This is a genomic window from Enterobacter sp. 200527-13, from assembly GCF_027924865.1.
GTDB classification, from domain to species: domain Bacteria; phylum Pseudomonadota; class Gammaproteobacteria; order Enterobacterales; family Enterobacteriaceae; genus Enterobacter; species Enterobacter ludwigii.
Map to the genome: position 1 here is coordinate 290466 of NZ_BSCM01000002.1, position 22668 is coordinate 313133.

22 protein-coding genes are annotated in these 22668 nt (G+C 43.8%); 8 read left to right on the forward strand and 14 right to left on the reverse strand.

Features of this window, described 5'->3' with window-relative positions; all coding sequences use genetic code 11:
- The first annotated feature begins 1 nt into the window (after window position 1).
- Genes hisD through hisIE form a run of 7 tightly spaced genes read left to right on the forward strand, consistent with a single transcriptional unit; the run spans window position 2 to window position 6118 of the window.
- Complete coding sequence (hisD, locus tag QMG44_RS10670; RefSeq protein WP_086532921.1) at window positions 2–1306, forward strand: histidinol dehydrogenase; 1305 nt, start codon at window positions 2–4, stop codon at window positions 1304–1306.
- The gene (gene hisC / locus QMG44_RS10675) at window positions 1303–2364 is read left to right on the forward strand and encodes a histidinol-phosphate transaminase (RefSeq protein ID WP_086532322.1); all 1062 of its coding nucleotides are present in this window, start codon (window positions 1303–1305) and stop codon (window positions 2362–2364) included. The genes hisD and hisC overlap by 4 nt, the downstream gene beginning before the upstream one ends.
- The gene (gene hisB / locus QMG44_RS10680; RefSeq protein ID WP_086532321.1) at window positions 2361–3428 is read left to right on the forward strand and encodes a bifunctional histidinol-phosphatase/imidazoleglycerol-phosphate dehydratase HisB; all 1068 of its coding nucleotides are present in this window, start codon (window positions 2361–2363) and stop codon (window positions 3426–3428) included. Before hisC ends, hisB begins: the two co-directional genes overlap by 4 nt.
- Window positions 3428–4018 (forward strand): imidazole glycerol phosphate synthase subunit HisH, encoded by a 591-nt coding sequence (gene hisH, locus QMG44_RS10685; protein ID WP_086532320.1) that lies wholly within the window; start codon window positions 3428–3430, stop codon window positions 4016–4018. The genes hisB and hisH overlap by 1 nt, the downstream gene beginning before the upstream one ends.
- Window positions 4018–4755 (forward strand): 1-(5-phosphoribosyl)-5-[(5-phosphoribosylamino)methylideneamino]imidazole-4-carboxamide isomerase, encoded by a 738-nt coding sequence (hisA, locus tag QMG44_RS10690; RefSeq protein WP_025203708.1) that lies wholly within the window; start codon window positions 4018–4020, stop codon window positions 4753–4755. The genes hisH and hisA overlap by 1 nt, the downstream gene beginning before the upstream one ends.
- On the forward strand, window positions 4737–5513 hold the full coding sequence (hisF, locus tag QMG44_RS10695; protein WP_014170794.1) for an imidazole glycerol phosphate synthase subunit HisF: 777 nt from the start codon (window positions 4737–4739) through the stop codon (window positions 5511–5513). Before hisA ends, hisF begins: the two co-directional genes overlap by 19 nt.
- Entirely contained in the window at window positions 5507–6118 is a 612-nt protein-coding gene (hisIE, locus tag QMG44_RS10700; RefSeq protein WP_086532319.1) for a bifunctional phosphoribosyl-AMP cyclohydrolase/phosphoribosyl-ATP diphosphatase HisIE, read from the forward strand. Before hisF ends, hisIE begins: the two co-directional genes overlap by 7 nt.
- Window positions 6119–6159: 41 nt before the next feature.
- Here the strand turns inward: hisIE and wzzB are convergent, their stop codons facing one another.
- Complete coding sequence (gene wzzB, locus QMG44_RS10705) at window positions 6160–7140, reverse strand: LPS O-antigen chain length determinant protein WzzB (RefSeq protein WP_086532318.1); 981 nt, start codon at window positions 7138–7140, stop codon at window positions 6160–6162.
- Window positions 7141–7333: 193 nt separating this feature from the next.
- On the opposite strand from wzzB, the gene QMG44_RS10710 reads away from it, so the two are divergent.
- Window positions 7334–8338 (forward strand): NAD-dependent epimerase, encoded by a 1005-nt coding sequence (locus QMG44_RS10710; protein ID WP_020883284.1) that lies wholly within the window; start codon window positions 7334–7336, stop codon window positions 8336–8338.
- A 51-nt stretch (window positions 8339–8389) separates the two neighbouring features.
- Here the strand turns inward: QMG44_RS10710 and ugd are convergent, their stop codons facing one another.
- From ugd to QMG44_RS10775, 13 genes are all read right to left on the reverse strand, one after another.
- Window positions 8390–9556 carry a UDP-glucose 6-dehydrogenase gene (gene ugd / locus QMG44_RS10715; protein WP_020883283.1) on the reverse strand — a complete coding sequence of 389 codons (1167 nt, stop codon included), beginning with the start codon at window positions 9554–9556 and terminating at the stop codon, window positions 8390–8392.
- A gap of 227 nt (window positions 9557–9783) precedes the next feature.
- Window positions 9784–11190 carry an NADP-dependent phosphogluconate dehydrogenase gene (gene gndA, locus QMG44_RS10720; protein ID WP_020883282.1) on the reverse strand — a complete coding sequence of 469 codons (1407 nt, stop codon included), beginning with the start codon at window positions 11188–11190 and terminating at the stop codon, window positions 9784–9786.
- 149 nt (window positions 11191–11339) lie between these two features.
- Window positions 11340–12416: a DUF1972 domain-containing protein gene (locus QMG44_RS10725; RefSeq protein WP_086532317.1), complete on the reverse strand. Its 1077-nt coding sequence runs from the start codon at window positions 12414–12416 to the stop codon at window positions 11340–11342.
- Window positions 12416–13498, reverse strand: coding sequence for a hypothetical protein (locus QMG44_RS10730; RefSeq protein WP_183516160.1), 1083 nt, complete (start codon window positions 13496–13498; stop codon window positions 12416–12418). Before QMG44_RS10730 ends, QMG44_RS10725 begins: the two co-directional genes overlap by 1 nt.
- Entirely contained in the window at window positions 13491–14663 is a 1173-nt protein-coding gene (locus QMG44_RS10735) for a glycosyltransferase family 4 protein (RefSeq protein ID WP_086532315.1), read from the reverse strand. The genes QMG44_RS10730 and QMG44_RS10735 overlap by 8 nt, the downstream gene beginning before the upstream one ends.
- Complete coding sequence (locus tag QMG44_RS10740; RefSeq protein ID WP_281853079.1) at window positions 14614–15621, reverse strand: polysialyltransferase family glycosyltransferase; 1008 nt, start codon at window positions 15619–15621, stop codon at window positions 14614–14616. Before QMG44_RS10740 ends, QMG44_RS10735 begins: the two co-directional genes overlap by 50 nt.
- On the reverse strand, window positions 15621–16874 hold the full coding sequence (locus QMG44_RS10745; protein ID WP_183516159.1) for a lipopolysaccharide biosynthesis protein: 1254 nt from the start codon (window positions 16872–16874) through the stop codon (window positions 15621–15623). Before QMG44_RS10745 ends, QMG44_RS10740 begins: the two co-directional genes overlap by 1 nt.
- Before the next feature lie 12 nt (window positions 16875–16886).
- Entirely contained in the window at window positions 16887–17576 is a 690-nt protein-coding gene (locus tag QMG44_RS10750; protein ID WP_007949888.1) for a cytidylyltransferase domain-containing protein, read from the reverse strand.
- Window positions 17576–18634, reverse strand: coding sequence for a nucleotidyltransferase family protein (locus QMG44_RS10755; RefSeq protein WP_020883279.1), 1059 nt, complete (start codon window positions 18632–18634; stop codon window positions 17576–17578). Before QMG44_RS10755 ends, QMG44_RS10750 begins: the two co-directional genes overlap by 1 nt.
- A gap of 33 nt (window positions 18635–18667) precedes the next feature.
- Complete coding sequence (locus tag QMG44_RS10760) at window positions 18668–19279, reverse strand: acetyltransferase (RefSeq protein WP_086532314.1); 612 nt, start codon at window positions 19277–19279, stop codon at window positions 18668–18670.
- Window positions 19272–20348, reverse strand: coding sequence for an N-acetylneuraminate synthase (gene neuB / locus QMG44_RS10765; protein ID WP_086532313.1), 1077 nt, complete (start codon window positions 20346–20348; stop codon window positions 19272–19274). The genes QMG44_RS10760 and neuB overlap by 8 nt, the downstream gene beginning before the upstream one ends.
- Before the next feature lie 5 nt (window positions 20349–20353).
- A complete protein-coding gene (gene neuC, locus QMG44_RS10770) occupies window positions 20354–21508 on the reverse strand; it encodes a UDP-N-acetylglucosamine 2-epimerase (RefSeq protein ID WP_020883276.1) in 1155 nt (384 codons plus the stop codon).
- Window positions 21509–21519: 11 nt separating this feature from the next.
- Window positions 21520–22668: a LegC family aminotransferase gene (locus tag QMG44_RS10775; protein ID WP_020883275.1), complete on the reverse strand. Its 1149-nt coding sequence runs from the start codon at window positions 22666–22668 to the stop codon at window positions 21520–21522.

Here is a 22668-nt window from a genome sequence, read left to right on the forward strand (position 1 = left end):
CATGAGCTTTAACACAATCATCAACTGGAACGATTGTTCGCAAGAACAACAGCGCGCGCTGCTGATGCGTCCGGCGATTTCCGCCTCAGAAAGCATTACCCGCACCGTGGCCGAGATCCTTGATAACGTCAAAGCCCGTGGCGACGATGCGCTGCGGGAATACAGCGCAAAGTTTGATAAAACCGAGGTTGGCGCTTTAAAGGTAACCGAACAGGAAATCACGGACGCGGAAAGCCGCCTCGGTGACGAGATCAAACAGGCGATGGCCGTCGCAGTGAAAAACATTGATACCTTCCACACCGCGCAGATATTACAGGCGGTCGATGTGGAAACCGTGCCCGGCGTACGCTGCCAGCAGGTCACGCGTCCGGTTGCGTCGGTGGGGCTTTACATCCCCGGTGGTTCCGCCCCGCTGTTCTCTACCGTATTAATGCTGGCAACCCCGGCACGCATCGCCGGTTGTCAGAAAGTAGTACTGTGCTCGCCGCCTCCGATTGCCGATGAAATTCTCTATGCGGCAAAACTGTGTGGCGTACAGGCGGTGTATAAAGTGGGGGGTGCACAGGCAATTTCCGCGCTGGCGTTTGGTACCGAATCCATTCCTAAAGTGGACAAAATTTTTGGCCCGGGCAACGCGTATGTGACCGAAGCCAAGCGTCAGGTCAGCCAGCGTCTGGACGGTGCCGCGATTGATATGCCTGCCGGTCCTTCTGAGGTGCTGGTGATTGCCGACAGCGGTGCAACGCCGGACTTCGTCGCCTCCGATCTGTTATCCCAGGCAGAACATGGCCCGGACTCACAGGTTATTTTGCTGACGCCGGATGCGGATATGGCAAAACGCGTGGGTGAAGCCGTTGAACGTCAGCTTGCCGATCTGCCGCGCGCCGACACGGCACGCCAGTCACTCTCAGCAAGCCGCCTGATTGTGGCGCGCGATCTGGCGCAGTGCATTGCCATCTCCAACCAGTACGGCCCGGAACACCTGATTATCCAGACCCGCAATGCGCGCGATCTGGTTGACAGCATTACCAGCGCAGGTTCGGTCTTCCTTGGCGACTGGTCACCGGAATCCGCCGGCGATTACGCTTCCGGCACCAACCACGTTCTGCCAACCTACGGATATACATCAACCTGTTCGAGCCTCGGGCTGGCGGATTTCCAGAAACGCATGACCGTACAGGAGCTGTCCCGCGAGGGGTTTGCCTCTCTGGCCTCCACCATTGAGACCCTGGCCGCCGCCGAACGTCTGACCGCCCACAAAAACGCCGTTACGCTGCGCGTTGCAGCCCTGAAGGAGCAAGCATGAGCATTGAAGAATTAGCCCGCGAAAATGTCCGTCGCCTGACGCCTTATCAGTCTGCTCGTCGTCTGGGTGGCAACGGTGATGTCTGGCTGAACGCCAACGAATACCCGACGGCCGTACAGTTCGAGCTGTCGCAGCAAACGCTGAACCGCTATCCGGAATGCCAGCCGAAAGCGGTTATCGAAAATTACGCCCGGTACGCAGACGTAAAGCCTGAGCAGGTGCTGGTCAGCCGGGGGGCAGATGAAGGCATTGAACTGCTGATCCGAGCCTTCTGCGAACCGGGTAAAGACGCGGTGATGTACTGCCAGCCAACCTACGGAATGTACAGCGTCAGCGCAGAAACCTTTGGCGTGGCGTGCCGTAACGTGCTTTCGCTAGAAGACTGGCAGCTCGATCTGCAGGGGATTGCCGACAATCTTGACGGCGTGAAAGTGGTGTTCGTCTGCAGTCCAAATAACCCGACCGGGCAGATTATCAACCCGCAGGACATTCGAACCCTGCTGGAGATGACGCGCGGTAAAGCGCTGGTGGTGGCTGACGAAGCCTATATTGAGTTCTGCCCGCAGGCGACGCTGGCTGGCTGGCTCGAGGAGTACCCGCACCTGGTTGTACTGCGTACGCTGTCAAAAGCTTTCGCCCTCGCTGGCCTGCGCTGCGGCTTTACGCTGGCCAATAAAGAAGTCATCGACCTGCTGATGAAAGTGATTGCGCCATATCCACTCTCTACGCCGGTTGCCGACATTGCGGCGCAGGCTTTGGCCCCTCAGGGGATCAAGGCAATGCGCGAACGCGTGGCACAAATTCTTGAAGAACGGCAGTATCTGGTCACTGCCCTGAAAGATATTCCCTGCGTGGAGCAGGTATTCGACTCTGAAACCAACTACATCCTGGTACGCTTTACCGCGTCGAGTGCCGTATTTAAATCTTTATGGGATCAGGGCATTATCTTACGAGACCAAAATAAACAACCATCCTTAAGCGGCTGTTTGCGTATTACCGTAGGCACCCGTGCAGAGAGTCAGCGCGTGATTGACGCCCTGAAAGCGGAGAAAGTATGAGCCAGAAGACCCTCTTTATCGATCGTGACGGTACCCTTATTTCGGAGCCGCCAACCGATTTTCAGGTCGATCGTTTCGACAAACTGGCTTTTGAACCCGATGTAATCCCGGTGCTGCTCAAGCTGCAGAAAGCCGGCTATAAGCTGGTGATGATCACTAACCAGGACGGGCTGGGTACCGACAGTTTCCCGCAGGCGGATTTTGACGGCCCGCATAACCTGATGATGCAGGTGCTGACCTCTCAGGGCGTTGAATTTGATGAGGTGCTGATCTGCCCACACCTGCCTGCCGATGAATGTGACTGCCGCAAGCCGAAGGTAAAGCTGGTCGAACGCTACCTGGCGGATGACGTGCTGGATAAAGCCAATAGCTATGTCATTGGCGATCGCATGACCGATATTACGCTGGCGGAGAACATGGGTATCTCCGGGCTGCGCTATGACCGTTCCACCCTTAACTGGGCAAAAATTGGTGATCAACTGACCCAGCGTGACCGCTACTCGCACGTTGAGCGCAACACCAAAGAGACGCAAATCGACGTTAAGGTCTGGTTGGATCGTGAAGGCGGCAGCAAGATCCACACCGGTGTGGGTTTCTTTGACCATATGCTGGACCAGATCGCGACCCACGGTGGTTTCCGCATGGAGATCGCCGTGAAAGGCGATTTGTATATCGACGATCACCACACCGTGGAAGATACCGGCCTGGCGCTGGGTGAAGCGCTGAAGCTGGCACTCGGCGACAAACGCGGCATCAACCGTTTTGGTTTTGTGCTGCCGATGGACGAGTGCCTGGCGCGCTGCGCAATGGATATCTCCGGGCGCCCACACCTGGAATACAAAGCGGATTTCACCTACCAGCGCGTGGGCGACCTCAGCACCGAAATGGTTGAACACTTCTTCCGTTCATTGTCCTACACCATGGGCCTGACGTTGCACCTCAAGACCAAGGGCAAGAACGACCACCACCGCGTGGAAAGCCTGTTCAAAGCCTTTGGCCGTACCCTTCGCCAGGCGATTCGTGTGGAAGGTGACGCCCTGCCCTCATCGAAAGGAGTGCTGTAATGAATGTGGTGATTCTGGATACCGGATGCGCCAACCTGAACTCCGTAAAATCGGCAATTGCCCGTCACGGCTATGCACCGGACGTGAGTCGCGACCCGGACGTCGTACTGCGCGCCGATAAGCTTTTTCTGCCCGGCGTAGGGACAGCGCAGGCGGCGATGGATCAGATCCACGAGCGCGAGCTGTTGAGTCTCATCAAAGCCTGTACTCAACCGGTGCTGGGAATTTGTCTCGGCATGCAGCTCTTGGGCCGACGCAGTGAAGAGAGTAACGGCGTTGATCTGCTCGGGATTATCGACGAAGACGTGCCGAAAATGACCGATCACGGTCTGCCTCTGCCGCACATGGGCTGGAACCGTGTTTATGCCAAAGCCGGTGACAGACTGTTTCGCGGCATTGAAGACGGGGCCTATTTTTACTTCGTGCACAGCTACGCCATGCCGGTAAATACGTACACCATTGCCCAGTGCAATTACGGCGAAGCATTTACCGCGGCGGTGCAGAAAGATAACTTCTTCGGCGTGCAGTTTCACCCGGAACGCTCCGGTGCCGCAGGTGCACAGTTGCTGAAAAACTTCCTGGAGATGTAATGATTATTCCCGCTTTAGATTTAATCGACGGCACGGTTGTCCGTCTCCATCAGGGCGATTACGGGCAGCAACGCGACTACGGTAACGATCCCTTGCCACGTCTGCAGGATTACGCCGCCCAGGGCGCGCAGGTGCTGCACCTGGTGGATTTGACAGGCGCAAAAGATCCGACAAAACGTCAAATCCCACTTCTTAAAAAACTGGTGGCCGGCGTGGATGTGCCCGTCCAGGTAGGCGGTGGCGTGCGTACGGAAGATGACGTTGCGGCGCTGCTGGACGCTGGCGTGGCGCGTGTGGTCGTCGGCTCGACTGCCGTTAACGATCCTGAAAAGGTTAAAGCCTGGTTCCGCCGCTTTGGCGCTGACGCGCTGGTGCTGGCGCTGGATGTTCGTATCGACGAGCAGGGTAACAAGCAGGTCGCAGTCAGCGGCTGGCAGGAAAATTCCGGGGTGACGCTGGAAGAGCTGGTTGAGAGGTATCTGCCCGTTGGCCTGAAGCACGTGCTGTGCACCGATATCTCCCGCGACGGCACGCTGGCAGGCTCTAACGTTTCTTTATACCAAGAAGTCTGCGCACGTTATCCGCAGGTGGCCTTCCAGTCGTCGGGCGGTATTGGTGATATCACTGATATTGCCGCGCTGCGCGGAACGGGCGTACAGGGCGTGATTGTGGGCCGGGCCCTGCTGGAAGGTAAATTTACTGTGACGGAGGCGATTCAATGCTGGCAAAACGGATAATCCCTTGCCTGGACGTACGTGACGGCCAGGTAGTGAAAGGCGTGCAGTTCCGCAACCATGAAATCATTGGCGATATCGTCCCGCTGGCAAAACGCTACGCTGAAGAAGGCGCAGATGAGCTGGTGTTTTACGATATCACCGCCTCCAGCGATGGCCGCGTCGTGGATAAAAGCTGGGTGGCGCGCGTGGCAGAAGTGATTGATATTCCCTTCTGCGTGGCAGGCGGGATTAAATCTGCGGAAGACGCGGCAAAAATCCTCTCCTTTGGTGCCGATAAGATTTCCATTAACTCCCCTGCTTTGGCAGACCCGGAGCTGATTACCCGTCTGGCCGATCGCTTTGGCGTACAGTGTATTGTCGTGGGGATTGACACCTGGTATGACGCCGCAACGGGTAAATACCATGTCAACCAGTACACCGGCGACGAAAGCCGGACCCGCGTAACCCAATGGGAAACGCTGGACTGGGTGCAGGAAGTGCAGAAGCGCGGCGCAGGCGAAATTGTGCTGAACATGATGAACCAGGACGGCGTGCGTAACGGCTACGACCTGGAGCAGCTGAAAAAAGTCCGCGCGGTTTGTCATGTCCCGCTGATAGCCTCCGGCGGCGCGGGCACCATGGAACACTTCCTCGAAGCCTTCCGCGATGCAAACGTTGACGGCGCGCTGGCGGCCTCCGTGTTCCACAAACAGATTATCAATATTGGTGAGTTAAAAACGTACCTGGCCGACCAGGGCGTGGAGATCAGGGTATGTTAACAGAGCAACAACAGGCGCAGCTGGACTGGGAAAAAACTGACGGATTACTGCCAGTGGTTGTACAGCATGCTGTTTCAGGTGAAGTGCTGATGCTGGGATATATGAACCAGGATGCACTAACCAAAACCATCGACAGCGGCAAGGTCACCTTTTTCTCGCGTACCAAACAACGCTTGTGGACCAAAGGGGAAACCTCTGGCCATTTCCTTAATGTGGTCAGCATTACGCCGGACTGCGATAACGATACGCTTCTGGTACTGGCGAATCCGATCGGCCCAACCTGCCACAAGGGCACCAGCAGCTGCTTCGGCGACGCAAGCCACCAGTGGCTGTTCCTGTATCAGCTGGAACAGTTACTTGCTGAGCGTAAAACGGCGGATCCTGAAAGTTCGTATACGGCGAAACTCTACGCCAGCGGAACCAAACGTATCGCACAAAAGGTGGGGGAAGAAGGCGTTGAGACAGCGCTGGCCGCGACCGTGCATGACCGCGAGGAGCTGACCAACGAGGCGTCGGATTTGATGTATCACCTGCTGGTGCTGCTGCAGGATCAGGACCTTGATTTAACGGCGGTGATTGAGAATCTACGTAAGAGACATAAATAAAAAAACCGGGGAATTTCCCCGGTTTTTTTATCTGATGAGAATCACGCTTTTGGTTTGTAGTTCCGCAATGCGTTGCGGCCCAGCACCACACCCGAACCGATAATCCCGCCAAGCAGGACAGCAAGGATCAGAGTGATGGCCTTTTTCGGACTGTCACGATAGATAGGAAGATCCGGTTTCATGACATAGCGATAGACATGAATGGTGTCCGGGTTAACATTCAACTTCTCGATATCCAGCAAGTTCTGCTTAGTCTGATAGTACGCTCCAGAGAACACCAGCGGACGTGAAGCTTCGTTTTCAATCATCGATTTCAACGCTTCGCTGCCTAACAGGAACATGGTTTCCTGCGTCACGTCCTGAGTTTGCTGAATCTGTGGAGAAGTGATTTTGGCCGCTTCAGCGTTCTTCAGCGCTTCCGTAATCTGTTTAATGCGCAGATCTTTTTGCTCCTGAGAGACTTTCTCCTGGTTCTCCAGCGAGTCATTCAGTGTTGTGATCTGCTGCTTAATGTTATCTTTTAGATCAAGCGCCAGTTCTTTCGCCGTCTGTTCATCAACCTGCTGAATATACTGTGCAAGCTGCTTTTGAGCTGCTTCAGCAGATTCACCTACATAGCTGACGGTCAATGGAAATGCTTGTCCCTTAACCGTGGAATCGATGGTCAGCTTTTCCGGCATTTCCTGATTTTCAAGCGCCTGCGCTAATGCTGAAAAAGATGAATTAAAACGACTAATTGCACGAGTTTGGATATCCAGAATCGATGGTGCGGCTCCACCATAAAGGATATTCAACGCGTTTGCATACGTTGCAATCTGAGCGGCATCAGGTTGAGCAATGATCGCGGACGATGTCCATTTTTCTTTAGCTGTGGTGATATAAACGCCCGCCAGTAGGATAAAAAAAGCGATAAAAGCTCCAATTAACCACTTTCCACGCCACAGTTGCAGCACGATATCAAGTAAATCAATTTGCTCCCGGTCATTACTTCTGCTGACCAGGCTATTGTTGTTCTGCGTCATACAATCCCTAACAGATAAAAAAGGGCAAAAATAAACATGTTCACATAGTGTATCTGTTGCTACGGATTTTTCTATAAGAATCCGATGAGTTAAATCGGAAAGATGGGTTATGTAACTGGCATCCGCCGCGCTATGATAGACGCAATGTGATGCGTTATGGCATCAGTAAGAACACATTTTTATGAGGGAAGGTATGAAATTTCTGGTAACGGGTGCAGCAGGCTTTATCGGCGCAAATGTCAGCAAACGACTCCTGGATGCCGGTCATCAGGTCGTCGGTATTGATAACCTGAATGACTACTATGATGTCAATCTTAAGCTGGCACGTCTGGATCTGCTGACATCTGACAATTTCGCCTTCCACAAGCTGGACCTGGCCGACCGTGAAGGCATGGCCACACTGTTCACCCGTGAGAAATTTGATCGCGTCATCCACCTGGCCGCACAGGCAGGTGTACGCTACTCGCTTGAAAACCCTCACGCCTATGCAGATGCCAACCTGGTAGGGCATCTCAACGTGCTGGAAGGCTGTCGCCATCACAAGGTACAACATCTTCTGTATGCATCTTCCAGCTCCGTTTACGGTCTGAATCGCAAGATGCCTTTTTCGACTGACGATTCGGTCGACCACCCTGTCTCACTTTATGCCGCGACCAAAAAAGCCAATGAACTGATGTCGCATACCTATTCCCACCTGTACAACCTGCCCACGACGGGCCTGCGTTTCTTTACCGTGTACGGTCCGTGGGGTCGTCCGGATATGGCGCTGTTTAAGTTCACTAAAGCGATGATTGAAGGCAAAAGCATTGATGTCTACAACTACGGTAAGATGAAGCGCGACTTCACTTACATTGATGATATCGCCGAAGCCATTATCCGTCTGCAGGATGTTATCCCTCAGGCCGATGCAAACTGGACCGTTGAAACCGGTTCACCGGCAACCAGCTCTGCGCCTTATCGCGTCTATAACATCGGAAACAGCTCTCCGGTTGAACTGATGGATTACATTACGGCTCTTGAAGAGGCGCTCGGGATAGAGGCAGAAAAGAATATGATGCCAATCCAGCCGGGTGACGTACTAGAAACCAGCGCAGATACTAAAGCGCTGTATGACGTTATTGGCTTCAAACCGCAGACTTCCGTTAAAGAAGGCGTGAAGAATTTCGTTGACTGGTATCGCGACTTCTACAAAGTATAAAAACAAAAAAACCGGCAAGTGCCGGTTTTTTTATGCGCCTTAAGCAGAGACTCAGTCGCTACCAAACAGATCGCGGGTATACACTTTATCCGCCACGTCGGCCAGTTCTTCCGCCATACGGTTAGAGATAATCACATCCGCTTCCTGTTTGAACGCATCCAGGTCACGAATAACACGGGAATGGAAGAATTCATCTTCCTGCATCGCTGGCTCATAAATAATTACCTGAACGCCTTTGGCCTTAATACGCTTCATGATCCCCTGAATGGAAGAGGCGCGGAAGTTATCAGAACCGCTCTTCATGATCAGGCGATATACGCCCACCACTTTCGGCTGACGCGCGAGAATGGAATCGGAAATGAAGTCTTTACGCGTGCGGTTGGCATCCACAATCGCGGAAATCAAATTGTTTGGCACAGCCTGATAGTTCGCCAGCAACTGTTTGGTATCTTTTGGCAGGCAGTAGCCGCCATAGCCAAACGACGGGTTGTTGTAATGGTTGCCGATACGCGGGTCGAGGCACACGCCTTCGATGATCTGGCGGGTATTCAGGCCCAGACTCTCGGCATAGCTGTCCAGCTCGTTGAAGTAAGCCACGCGCATTGCCAGGTAGGTATTCGCGAACAGCTTGATCGCTTCGGCTTCAGTGGAATCGGTAAACAGCACCGGGATATCTTTCTTGATTGCGCCTTCCTGAAGGAGAGCAGCAAAACGCTCCGCACGCTCAGAGCGCTCACCGATCACGATACGGGATGGGTGCAGGTTATCGTATAACGCCCTGCCCTCGCGCAGAAACTCTGGCGAGAAGAAGACATTATCAATACCCAACTCTTCTTTGATTGATTTAGTGAAACCGACCGGAATGGTCGACTTAATGATCATCACTGCATTCGGATTAATCGCGATAACGTCTTTGATCACCGCTTCAACCGTCGAAGTGTTGAAATAGTTGGTTTTTGGATCGTAGTCTGTTGGGGTCGCAATGATGACAAAGTCCGCATCACGATAAGCATCTTCTTTATCGGTGGTAGCACGGAAATTCAGCGGTTTGTTCGAAAGGTAATCCTGGATTTCTTTGTCTACAATCGGCGATTTCTTCTGATTCAGCATATCCACTTTGGACTGTACGATGTCCAGCGCAACCACTTCATGGTTCTGGGCAATCAGAATGCCGTTTGAGAGACCGACATAGCCTGTTCCGGAGATTGTTATTTTCATTCGCTAATGACTTCTGTGAGTTAACTGTACTGATGGCCGCCTGACCATCGCGATAAATCTGACTGTTGGGCTTTGTACCTCCTGGCCAACAGAACTGTCAAGGCAAACCAGGAGTAATCCCTGCTCGCAGGATGACATTCAGACTACTTCGAGTATCGCGAGCCAAATTTTGCGTAAAAAAAACCCGGAGACGAGCTCCGGGCCTTAATTACAACGCGTTATTTAACTTATTCCATCCATTCGGTATGGAATACACCTTCTTTATCAGTACGCTTATAGGTATGCGCGCCAAAATAGTCGCGCTGTGCCTGAATCAGGTTCGCAGGCAGAACGGCAGCACGGTAGCTGTCGTAGTACGCCACTGCTGCGGAGAAGGTCGGAACCGGAATACCGTTCTGCACAGCGTAAGCCACAACGTCACGCAGCGCCTGCTGGTATTCGTCGGCAATCTTCTTGAAGTATGGCGCCAGCAGAAGGTTAGCAATACCCGCGTTTTCCGCATAAGCATCGGTGATTTTCTGCAGGAATTGTGCACGAATGATGCAACCTGCGCGGAAGATCTTCGCGATCTCACCGTAGTTCAGATCCCAGTTGTTCTCGTCTGACGCGGCACGCAGCTGAGAGAAGCCCTGCGCGTAGGAGACGATTTTACCCAGGTACAGAGCGCGGCGAACTTTCTCGACAAATTCAGCTTTTTCACCGGCGGATTTAGCCTGTGGGCCAGACAATACTTTGGACGCCGCAACACGCTGCTCTTTCAGGGAAGAAATGTAACGTGCAAAGACGGATTCGGTGATCAGAGACAGCGGTTCACCCAGATCCAGAGAGCTCTGGCTGGTCCATTTACCGGTACCTTTGTTCGCAGCTTCGTCCAGAATCACATCAACCAGGTATTTACCCTCTTCATCTTTCTTGGTGAAGATATCTTTGGTGATGTCAATCAGGTAGCTGTTCAGCTCACCTTTGTTCCACTCGGTAAAGGTTTCAGCCAGCTCTTCGTTAGAGAGGTTCAGGCCGCCTTTCAGAAGAGAGTAAGCTTCTGCGATGAGTTGCATATCGCCGTATTCGATGCCGTTGTGAACCATCTTCACGTAATGGCCCGCACCGTCTGGACCAATATAGGTCACACACGGCTCGCCATCTTCAGCAACCGCAGCGATTTTTGTCAGGATTGGCGCAACCAGTTCGTACGCCTCTTTCTGACCACCAGGCATGATAGATGGGCCTTTCAGTGCGCCCTCTTCACCACCGGAAACACCGGTACCGATGAAGTTAAAACCTTCAGCAGACAGTTCACGGTTGCGACGAATGGTGTCCTGGAAGAAGGTGTTACCGCCATCAATAATAATGTCGCCTTTTTCGAGGAAAGGTTTCAGAGAGTCGATAGCAGCATCGGTACCTGCGCCCGCTTTCACCATTAACAGGATACGACGAGGCGTTTCCAGGGACTCAACAAACTCTTTCACCGTATAGAAAGGAACAAGTTTCTTGCCCGGGTTCTCAGCAATCACTTCTTCGGTCTTATCACGGGAGCGGTTGAAAACGGAGACGGTATAACCACGGCTTTCGATGTTGAGCGCCAGGTTGCGCCCCATCACTGCCATACCGACAACGCCGATTTGTTGCTTGGACATTACATACTCCTGTCAGGGATGGTCGCCACGAAAAATACGCGGCTTGAATGTATCTATGATGTTAACTCAGGATTTATGGAGAAAGGTAGTGGAAGATGCTCTTTAAATAAAATTATTTATTATCAATGCATTGCATGTCAACCTTACTTTTAGTACAGGCTTTCGTACTGACTGGTTATAATCTGCCATGTATATCTACGCTCTGCAATTTCCTGCATTGCAGCAGAATTTTCATAAATTTTAAGCTGAGGATCATTCAAAAGTTGTACAAGATTATCACTATCAGTGAAATAAAAAGCTTGCCCTTCGGTTGTGAAACGGTTAAAGCTGCAATCGAATGCGTATATTGGTTTACCAAAATGCATTGCTTCAACTAAGGATGGGTTCGTACCTCCAGCAGAATGTCCATGAAGATAGCCAGAACAAGACATCCTTATTTGATAAAGCAATTTTATATCATAAATTGGATTTATTAGCTCGATATTAGAGAAATGATTGTATTTCTCAACTAGCGCACGTCCATATTCGCTCGAGTTCCAATTGCCAATGAACTTGATCTTTTTTTCAGTTTTAGTAAAAGAATCAAGAATTAAATGTATATTATTTTCAGGCTCTATCCGACAGATGCTTAGGAAGAATTCTTCATCATCATGGAGAAAATAATCAGTTCCAGTTGGCTCTAAAAGCTCATCAACACTAATTGCGTGGTCACCACCATATGCAATAACTTCGCTCCGTAGATTATATTTGCTATAAACATAATCAGACAAAGCTTGATTGTCGGTGATAATTACGTCAGAAAATTTAATGGCTATATATTCGGAAAACTTTAAGAATAAACGCGCAAATTTGCCCCATTTTTCACGCCGCCACTCCAATCCATCAATATTGGTAATGATTTTGCTACGACTAAAAAGCTTAAATATTGGAAAAATAATTGCACCAGAAACGCCAAGTACCAGTATTACATCTGGTTTAGTTTTCAAGGTATGCATGATCGAAACAATATCATATGCAACACTTTGAATTCCGTTTGCTTTTAAAGGAATATATTTTAATGTAGCTCCATTATGGTGTTCCAAGCGAGTTGGAAGTTGCTTTGATGAGCAATAAACTTGATAGTCAATATCATCACTAGAAAATCTCGTCAGGTTCTCTACAAGTGACTCAAACCCACCATAAGAGGCTGGAATACCAACAATACCAATTATAGATATTTTTTTCATTAATAACCTTCATTCTTCGCGCCAACTGAATTAATTGTTCGCTTTCCATTCATTAACAACATAATAGGGAACATATAAAAAACATCTAACAAATTGAAAAAAATCACACTATCTGTCATTGCTTTAATAGGAATTAATGCAAACAGCAAAGCACATATTGCACCATAACGAACTAGTGTTTTTAATGTCACAAATAAAAAAAGGATTAGAAGTAATAAGACAGGTAGAAAACCAAATAATGAATGTATTAATATAAAAGAATTATGAGGGTTATTATTTAATATATTGATTATTTCCATTCCATTAAATGAACGACCTAAAACAAAATCTGTCAAACTGAAATTAGAAAAATACTCATTATAAATAACACTTCGTGTAGTTTTTAACCCTTCAGAAAAGTTAGTATTATCAGCAATCCTTTCGTTAAGAGAACCTACATCAATAAACATCATGAAAGGCGAGCAAAGCAGTATAACAATCACCATTCCTTTCAAACCAAAAGTTTTATATAACGCAACGCAAAGAATTACAGCAGATATTAATAAAGCAGTTCTTCCTTTTAATAGAAAGCACATAAATACAGTAATAATAGCCATTGGTAGTAAACTTCTATTTTGTAAAGTGAACAAAAAACTACCAACAACTGGGAAAATAATAAAAGTTGCTACAATATTCCTACTAGCCTCAAAGAAAATTATATTTTCATCATGAGTAATTAGCAGCCTAATAATAATTAACGTGCAAGCCAACACAAAAAAGTGAAAGAAATAGCGTTTATAATCTAAAATATACAAAGCGTATGAAAATGCTAAAAAAGCCACACCAGAAAATATAAAGTAGACTTTTAGTTTCCAGTCATCGTTTGGTGATAATAAAGCTGATACAGAGAAAATGATTATAAGAATAGCGATTCCAACAATAATGCCTGGAGAAAAGTAAGTCTTATCAAAGATAAATAGTAAAAGAGAAAATGCCAAAAAAAGGACAGTTACAACTTGTCGAATTAATACACCATCAAATGTCATTGAAAAGAGATAAATTGCAGTTAATAATAAAAACACTGTTTTAAAAATGTTATTCATCGATATGATCTTTTATGAATTTTTGAACATGATTAAGGATATTCTTTTCAAAGTGAGCTTTAGTAAGGTTACTGGTGTAATAATCTCTGGCTCTCGAAGCCAAGAGCTCAACATCAACGTTTTGCTGGCATATATTTTTTAATACTTCAGCAAAAGCATCACTATCGTCTTTATCGATAAGTATTCCATTATAATTATTGCTAATTATTTCTGCAGCTCCTCCGTGTGAAGTTGTAATCACTACGCACTTCGCTCGCATTGCTTCCAACACTGTTGTCGGAAAAGGATCACTCATGACCGATGGGACCAAAACTACATCATAATTAAACATTTCGCGATCAGCGCTTTCACTGAAACCGAGTAACCTGATGTGGTGATCTATATCATTTTCTTTTAGATAATTACGATACTCTTCGAGTAAGTAAGAACGATTAGGTGGTGCATCTCCATAAGCATCAACTTGAATACTTTGGTTTCCATTATTTGTGAGTTTTTTAACTGCATCGGCTAACAACCAATATCCTTTTTCAGGCATAACTCTACCTACTATAAGAAATTTTGGATTAGCTTGATCAATGCGCTTTTCATTAATAGAATTTTCAAAAATATCGGAAACCCCATTTTTCACAACACTGGCACATATTTTCTTATTGCCATTAGTAACATACTCTTTCACAACATTAGATACACAAATGATTTGATTTGCGCTTTTTCTTACCAAAAAAGCCAACGCCCTGCCTGAAAATTTTTGTTTCTGATTCTCATGGCAATGGATAATATTTTTTGCGCGCAATAATTTACAGACAAATGCAACCAAACCAGCAGCATATGTATTAATATAAATTAAATCATACTTTTTTTTATTTCTGAAGAGATGAAAACTGAACTCTATGAAATCTTTAAAAAGACAAAAAACACCATTTGCAGTAAAAATTTTACTATGCACAACGGGAATACTAGTAACTCTATTATAGTTTATATTTTCCATTTTACTTGACTGTTGTAGGAGAAAGGCCTCCAGGCACTTTTTATCATTTTTATACCATACTTCAATCAAAAAATAATTTGACAAAATAGAGATTACATAAGATAAAATCTTCGTTGCCCCATAACTATCATCCAATGGATGAATAACAACAATTTTTCTCATTTCTTTTAAATCCATTATAGTTTCCTTCAAACTTACCTACTTTTTTCAAAAGAAACTCGTTAAAAGAGGTTCCCCATACATGCGCTTGAGCACTACCTTTTACAAAACCTACGCTTGAATAGATTGTTGCTAATACCTCAGGTTGATCAATTAAAATCATTATCTGACCAGGGATCTTCGATTGAATTGAAGCACAGTCAAAATATTTAGAATAATTAGTTTGTTCTCGTGGGTGAGATTTTATGCAAATTTCGTTTTTACTATAAATACTACAATAATGTTCATAAATAATTTTATAGATTTCAATTTTTTCATGCTCAGTCATCATCCCGTCTTCAGAAAAAGGCTGAGTGAAAATAACAACCTTAGAGAGAGGAATATAAGGTTCTTCAGAAAATAGATCTAAAAAATAATTTTTCTGTATGAATGTTAGGTGGTTCCATTCATTTGTAATATCAATCTCAGTAACTTTATTGCTGATTCTTTCCGGTATGGTAACAATGCCTGAAAGAATTATTTTATCAATATCATCACTCCATCCAAAAAATGGACCTTTTGAACCGAATAAAATTTCTCTAATAAAAGAATAACGACTAACCTTCGTAGAGGAGTAATTTGCCAACCCATCTTCAATTAAGATAAAGCTGTTACTGTGTTTGATATATAGTTGAGAGAAATATAAGTGATCATGCCCATATACTTGAATATTTTGTCTACTAAAATGCAGCAAAATTTTTTTGTAATTATAATAAATGACTCTTAGCAAGAGGCTAATTAATTTAGGGTAATTATTAAATGAAGGAAAGACAATTGTTGTGGGTAATTTCTTTTGAATATCTTTCGAAATCCCATCCGAAATAATAAAGGTTGTTTTTTTAAAATCTTCAGGATTTAAAAGATAATATATGAAAAGACCATGAATATTATTAATAACGCAAAATTTAGATAATGGTGACTTACGACTATTTTCCATCATACATTCCCTAAAGTCCATGGTACAAGTTTTGTTTTATAAGCAAGGAACCAAGTTCCCAAAAAACGTAAAAGCATCGAAACTGCAAAGGAAATTGCTACTCCTTCGATACCCAATGGAGCAATTAAGCACAAGAGGAGAATTACGTTAAATACGCCACAGGCTATAGTTAATACTGATAACTGTCCTGTTTTTTTTGCATAAAACAAATAATTGGTTACCATTAAATACATGCCAAGAAAAACTTGCCCTAAGCATAACCACCCTATAACCAACTTTCCAGCCTTATATTTCTCACCAGCAATTAAAGTTAAAACATATGGAGAAATTAAAAATGATAAAATACCAATAAAGATTAATAAAATAAAGTAATAATATGTTTTGCTAACGATATGTTTTCTTTGAATAAAAGAACTATTGCTTAGTTCCTTAAAAAGCCATGGCATAAATGCTTTATTTACAGCATCGAAAACAATCACCATTCCCATACTCAATTGCATTGCAACCATGTATATACCAGCTTGATCAGATCCCAATTTCGAGTTTATGAAAAACCGATCAACTGAACTAATAAGATACATGCCAAAAACATGTGGTATTAGAGGGACGCTAAAGCTTAATGCATCTAAAAACATGCCTTTCTTGATATTTCTAAAACTGAGCAGTTTATCTTTTTGGATCAGAAGAATAGTAATTACAAAAATAATCATCATTGAATACATCTGCGCTTCAATTCGCCCTTCAGCATGTCGCGCAAGAAAAACAACAAATATTAATGTAAATATAAAAAGAAGAAGGCTTTGCCCAATTTGCAACAAGCCAAATGATATTGCTTTTTCAGTAATCTGCCATTGGTTTAACCGAAATTGAACTACAAAATTTATGCCACTTATAAATATAGCCGCGAGAATCCAGTTCCTATCTATTCCAGTAAAAAATACCAGACCTGTTGAAAAAATAAAAGTTAAAGGAATAATAATTGCTAAACTTAAAATCAAGAGACAAAAACAAGCACCATTGTAGTTCTTTAGATAATGTTCATCTTTTTTATCGAAAAAAACCCGAGCGGTTGCACCAAGAGTGTTGAATGCTATAACTGAAACCAGTCCTGTAATGATGGTTTGGAAAATAGCAATTTTTCCATACTCAGATGTCGTAAGATATCGAGTCAAAATTGGTAATAGAATAAAGGGTATTGATGCATTTAATATGTTTGAAATCAAATATACTGATGATTTCTTTAGAAATGACATAGGATACCTGTATTAATCAACTCTTTTAGACAGTAGTATTTCAGCCAATTCAAAATCTATTTGCTCATCAATATCAATGGAATTAAACCGATTCATTATATATGCAAATGTTCCCTTGCTGTAGAGATTATTAATATTAGAAACATAATCTCTATTAAACAAATAAATGGAGCCATTTAGCCTATAATATGTGGGTAAGTCTTGAGAACGTTGAATATTAATAGCCGGGATGAAATTATCCATTGATAAGTCATTAGGCAAGGTATTACAATATTGGATAGGATGTTCGACTTCACATACTGAAACTATAGCCCTAGCTTTTTTTTCATTCATTAAATCGAAAGCTTTTGCTATATCAGTCTCGGTTCTTAGTGGAGAAGTTGGCTGTAATATCATAACAGTAGAAACTTCAACGCCAGTTTCTTCTAGCCATCTAATTATATCTGTTACCACATCATTTGTCGTTGCTGTATCAGATGAAAGTTCAGGCGAACGAAGGTAAGGAACTTCCGCTCCAGCTCGTATAGAGATATCTCGAATCTGCTCTGAGTCCGTACTAACTATTATCCTATCGAATAGCTCAGATTTTAAGGCCGCATCTATTGTCCATTCAATTAAAGGGCGGCCACAAAGGTTTTTAATGTTCTTACCCGGAAGCCTTTTACTCCCGCCTCTTGCAGGAATTATCGCTATCTTCATCATTATAAATACAACCCTTGTATATCTTGTTGCGCTTTATAAAAGTCGTCCATACGGCCAATATCTAACCAGTATTCATGGATTGGGAACATTGTTACTTGTTTATCCATTTTTATTTGTTGCTCTAATAAAGTTGGCATATCAATCTTTATATTTGCTGCAACATTTTTATATATTTCTGGATTAACGACATAAATCCCGGCATTTACAAAAAACTTCTGAATTGGCTTCTCAACCATGTCCGTAATAACATTACCTTTTCCTCGCACAACTCCATATGGAATTTGATATTCGTATTCTCGCACGCACATTGTCGCTATTGATTTTGATTCAATATGAAATTGCAATAGCTTCTCAATATTTAACGTAGTAAGCACATCGCCATTAATCATGATCAACGGCAAATCATCAATATCTTTAGGTAAAAGCCCGAGTGCACCGCCAGTACCTAATGGCTCTGCCTCATATACATAGGTTATCTTCACACCCCATTTAGAGCCATCACCAAAATAATCAGAAATATACTCTGGCATGTAATGCGTAGATATATATATATTCTCAAATCCAGAGGCGATAAACTGAGTTAAAAGTGTCTCTAAAATTGGTTTATCACCAACTTTAAGCATTGGTTTTGGGCAATTATCTGTTAAGGGTTTTAACCGAGTGCCAAATCCTCCCGCCATGATAAAAATTGGGTTTTTATAGCTACGTTTCTCAATACTTGTTTCATACGTTTCTAGCCCAAGAACTTTCCCAGATTGAGGATCAATAATTGGTATCGCCAAAATAGATCTATTAGACATGAGCTGAATCAGCTGTGTTTTCGTTGTTTCAACAGTTGCAGTAACGGGTGATTTATTCATCACGCAGCTTACATTTGCATCAAGGTCAACATTTTTCAAAATTCCACGACGGATATCTCCATCGGTCAGCACTCCAAGTAACCTACTCTCATCATCTATAACAAGGCCTATCCGTAAGGCTTCGTCATTAATAATTTTCAGTGCACTTCGAATACTGTCATTTGGTGATATAAGAACTTTTTGCCATTTTTTTTTCATTGTATCCCCCTGACTAAAGAGTAATCATAATGTTTAGTAAAAAGTTGATTTAGGAAGAATATTTTTCCGGACAAGAGCTGCAGCACCAACAATGCTTTCGTCTCCAATATTTATATTTTGTATAACAGTCGCATTAGCGCCTATAAATACATTGTCGCCACAATTTACACCACCGCATAAGACCCCACCAGGGGAGATATGGCAGTTATTACCGATAATTGTATCATGCTCGATGATGACGCGTGTATTGATAATCGTATTCTCACCCAGCCTAACGCCGGGCTGAATTATTGCTCCGGGTAAAACTTGCACACCTTCGTCTAATTCTGAATGCGATGAAACTAAGGCGTCCTTAGATACTATTGTTTCGAACACATAACCCATAGCTTTTAATTTTGCAAAGATCGTATTTCTTTTACAAGAACCAGGCACAAAGCCTAATCCATTAGCAACTTTAATTGTCCCTGGTAAATATTTACTGAAAAAAAGATTATCAGAAATAACGGGAATTCCTTTAAAAATTTCACGATTTAAAGTTAGCTGTTTATCAACAATAACTTCTATTTTATACTCAAGCTTGAGCAAGACATCTGCTATTACGGAGGCATGCCCTCCCCCCCCCAATAGTGCAATTGTTTTAGTCATTGCTAATTCTGTCACCTTCGCAATAATCTTTTTTTGCCATTTTCCCTAGCATATCCCAGAATTCATACGGAGAAATACCATCTCCGGGACGTTTGACCGAAATATTTTCGTTGCTATAATAAGATCCCGCACTAATATCTTTCACAGCAACAATGCTGCGTCGTGCTATCGATTTATTTTTTTGCTCCGAGGCTGTTGGTCTTTTTACTCCATCACCTAAAGCTAATTCGACGTTTCTAATTGCCTTAACCATTTCAGCAAGCTCGTCTGGTTCTAAAGACGCTTTGTGATCTGGTCCTTCCATATTTCTATCAAGAGTAAAATGTTTTTCGATTATCACTGCACCTCTGGCAACAGCTGCTACTGGGATAGTAATACCCTGACTATGGTCTGAATAACCGGTCGGTAAGCCAAAGGCTACAGCCAAAGAATCCATCGCCTTAAGATTTATTTCATTCATTGGTGCAGGGTATTCAGTAGTACAATGTAATATACGTACCTTTTCTTTCAGAGCACGCTGTCCTGCATCCGATGAATATGCTTTTTGAAATTCGGTGCGTGAAGGTATTACATTCCCACTAGAAATAAATCCAAATGCCAGTACACCCAGAGCATCTTCAATTTCGGACAATGTTGCCATTCCGGTAGATAGCATAATATTGCAGCCGGTCAATGCATGTGATAATACAAAGGGAGCGTTTGTTATCTCCCCTGAAGGTATTTTTAATGTTTTTAATTTTAAGTCATTCACCAAAAATTTTAAACTATCCTCATCAAATGCAGTTGATAAGAATTCAATTCCTAATTGATTGCAATAGTCAATTAGTTCCTTATGGGTTTCATAAGATAGCTCTAATCGGCTTAACATGGCTAGCTGTGATTCAGTTTTATTAGTATTTGTAACTTGATATTCAGCTTGAGCAGCACTTGCTGTAACCAGATTTTGAGATTTAAATGTTTGAAACTTAACTATATCTGCACCAGCATTGTGTGCTGCATCGATCAAACGAAAAGCCAGGTCACGCTGACCATTGTGATTTACACCGGCCTCTGCAATGATAAGAGTCATAATAATTATCCTAAATCGTGAAATTTTTTCATGGGTTGAAAGTCGAGGGCCTTAATAGCATTAATGATTTTCTTACTCGAATCACCTTCCCCATAAGGATTATCAATTTTTAGAGAATTAAATTCATCTTTCATTTGAACAGCTGTTTTAATTGCCTCAACTATATCATATTTATTTGGTTGACAATTAATGACTGAATTTGCCGCTAATCTGCCATTTTGCCGAGAGCCGATGTTTATTGTCGGGACACAAAACGATGGCGCCTCAATAATACCACTTGAAGAATTCCCAATTACCATTGAACTGTATTTTAAGGCTGAAAGATAGCGTAGCTGTCCCAAAGATGGAATGGCATAGACTCTTTCCACTTGAGTTTTCGCATATTTTTCTAGAATTGGAATTATTTGCCTACCACCGTCATCCGAATTCGGGTAAGTAATAATCACTTTGTGATCTTTAAACTCATCAAGTGCATCTAATAATGCTTCAAATGAACGCTTTGGAGATTCATTTGCAAGAGTAACAGGGTGGTATGTGACAAGAAAATAAGGGCGATCAAGCGAAAATTTTAATGATTTACTTAATGCATCTAAACTTAGTAGTTTTGTACGGTGAAGATGTTCAAGGCCTAACGCGCCAACATTGTATACTCTATTAGGTTCCTCGCCCAATTGAATGACTCTTGTCCGATATTCCTCAGTTGATACTCCGTGCAAATAACTTAGTTTCGTTATTGCATGCCTAATCGCATCATCATAGGCACCTTCAGTAATTTCTCCACCATGTAAATGAAAGATTGGTATTTTTAAAAACATCGCTGCCTGAGCTGCCGCAAAAGCTTCATACCGATCTCCTAGAATGATAATCAGATCAGGTTTCATCCTGGTTAATGCATCGGCAAATCCAATTAGGCCAAGCCCTATACTTTTCACTACCCCAACAGCACTATCCGAAGATAGTAAGATTTCTACTTTTTCATCAATCTTAAAACCATCTTCTTCTATCTGATGCCATGTTAAGCCAAATTCAGGAGACAAATGCATCCCGCTGACTAAAACCTGGAGTTCAAGAGCATTATCATCTTTAATGTCTTGCATTAACCAATATAGCAAACCATATTCAGCTCTTGTACCAGTAAAGACAGCAATTTTTTTTGTCATACCAAACTTTCCTACAAACTATTAATAGGTGTACTTGGAAGATTTATTAACCTTTCTTCGATGATTTCAGATTGTTTCAAATCGTCACGAATGTATCCATTATACATCGGTAAACGATGCATTAATTTCCACACTGGTCTAATCATTATTCCATTTTGATTCATATCAATAAGCAGTCTATCTCTGGTTTCTTTTGTGTCGCATACAACAGCATTTAGCCAATAATTAGAGCGTGCATATTCAGGTTCAGAAACAAATTTTAATTCACTATTAGCAAAAAACTCTTGATATTTCTTCGCAAGTTCTCTTTTTTGAGACAAGAACAAGTTAATATTTTCTATTTGTGCGCAACCAAGAGCAGCATTAATATTTGGCATACGATAATTAAACCCTGGCTCATCATGATTGAATTCGTAGGGATGTGGTATCTTCGCCGTTGTGGTTACATGTTTAGTTCTTTTACCTTCTTCCTCTGAGTGACATAAGATCATGCCACCGCCACCGGTAGTTATAATTTTGTTACCATTGAAACTTAGGCATCCATACTTACCGATCGTGCCAGTATGTTTTCCTTTGTAAAAAGAACCAAGGCTTTCTGCTGCATCCTCTATCAAAGCAATCCCCCACTTTTGGCATACTTGAAGTAATTCATCCAATTCAACAGGATGACCAAATGTATGCATAGGCACTGCCGCTCTAATTTTCTTACCCGTTTTACGGTGAATAGCCCCTAATTCTGTGCGCTCAGCATTTTCATCAAGCCAATTATTCATTGCTATTGGACAAAGGCCCATGCTGATAGGTGATATATCGATGAAAACAGGCTCTGCACCTAAATGATATATCGCATTGCATGTTGCAACAAAAGTTAATGCTTGTGTAATGATTAAATCACCACGCTGCACTCCGGAAAGATAGAGTGCCGCATGTAGCGCAGCGGTACCATTTACAGTTGCTACTGCCCTAGGGCTTTTTGTGTAAGATTCGATTTTTCTTTCGAACTCATCCACATACTTCCCAACGCTAGAAACAAAACTTGATTCAATTGTATCTGCAACATATGCCTTTTCATTTCCCTTAAATGTTGGCACATGGAGAGGAATGAAATCATCCGTTTTATACAGATCTCTAATAAAAGTTACCAGGATATCAGCGTTCAT

Bases quoted from the DNA above. Each gene is read 5' to 3' on its own strand.
- hisD (WP_086532921.1), top strand. From the start codon at position 2: ATGAGCTTTAACACAATCATCAACTGGAACGATTGTTCGCAAGAACAA.
- hisC (WP_086532322.1), top strand. From the start codon at position 1,303: ATGAGCATTGAAGAATTAGCCCGCGAAAATGTCCGTCGCCTGACGCCT.
- hisB (WP_086532321.1), top strand. From the start codon at position 2,361: ATGAGCCAGAAGACCCTCTTTATCGATCGTGACGGTACCCTTATTTCG.
- hisH (WP_086532320.1), top strand. From the start codon at position 3,428: ATGAATGTGGTGATTCTGGATACCGGATGCGCCAACCTGAACTCCGTA.
- hisA (WP_025203708.1), top strand. From the start codon at position 4,018: ATGATTATTCCCGCTTTAGATTTAATCGACGGCACGGTTGTCCGTCTC.
- hisF (WP_014170794.1), top strand. From the start codon at position 4,737: ATGCTGGCAAAACGGATAATCCCTTGCCTGGACGTACGTGACGGCCAG.
- hisIE (WP_086532319.1), top strand. From the start codon at position 5,507: ATGTTAACAGAGCAACAACAGGCGCAGCTGGACTGGGAAAAAACTGAC.
- wzzB (WP_086532318.1), bottom strand. From the start codon at position 7,140: ATGACGCAGAACAACAATAGCCTGGTCAGCAGAAGTAATGACCGGGAG.
- QMG44_RS10710 (WP_020883284.1), top strand. From the start codon at position 7,334: ATGAAATTTCTGGTAACGGGTGCAGCAGGCTTTATCGGCGCAAATGTC.
- ugd (WP_020883283.1), bottom strand. From the start codon at position 9,556: ATGAAAATAACAATCTCCGGAACAGGCTATGTCGGTCTCTCAAACGGC.
- gndA (WP_020883282.1), bottom strand. From the start codon at position 11,190: ATGTCCAAGCAACAAATCGGCGTTGTCGGTATGGCAGTGATGGGGCGC.
- QMG44_RS10725 (WP_086532317.1), bottom strand. From the start codon at position 12,416: ATGAAAAAAATATCTATAATTGGTATTGTTGGTATTCCAGCCTCTTAT.
- QMG44_RS10730 (WP_183516160.1), bottom strand. From the start codon at position 13,498: ATGAATAACATTTTTAAAACAGTGTTTTTATTATTAACTGCAATTTAT.
- QMG44_RS10735 (WP_086532315.1), bottom strand. From the start codon at position 14,663: ATGGATTTAAAAGAAATGAGAAAAATTGTTGTTATTCATCCATTGGAT.
- QMG44_RS10740 (WP_281853079.1), bottom strand. From the start codon at position 15,621: ATGGAAAATAGTCGTAAGTCACCATTATCTAAATTTTGCGTTATTAAT.
- QMG44_RS10745 (WP_183516159.1), bottom strand. From the start codon at position 16,874: ATGTCATTTCTAAAGAAATCATCAGTATATTTGATTTCAAACATATTA.
- QMG44_RS10750 (WP_007949888.1), bottom strand. From the start codon at position 17,576: ATGATGAAGATAGCGATAATTCCTGCAAGAGGCGGGAGTAAAAGGCTT.
- QMG44_RS10755 (WP_020883279.1), bottom strand. From the start codon at position 18,634: ATGAAAAAAAAATGGCAAAAAGTTCTTATATCACCAAATGACAGTATT.
- QMG44_RS10760 (WP_086532314.1), bottom strand. From the start codon at position 19,279: ATGACTAAAACAATTGCACTATTGGGGGGGGGAGGGCATGCCTCCGTA.
- neuB (WP_086532313.1), bottom strand. From the start codon at position 20,348: ATGACTCTTATCATTGCAGAGGCCGGTGTAAATCACAATGGTCAGCGT.
- neuC (WP_020883276.1), bottom strand. From the start codon at position 21,508: ATGACAAAAAAAATTGCTGTCTTTACTGGTACAAGAGCTGAATATGGT.
- QMG44_RS10775 (WP_020883275.1), bottom strand. From the start codon at position 22,668: ATGAACGCTGATATCCTGGTAACTTTTATTAGAGATCTGTATAAAACG.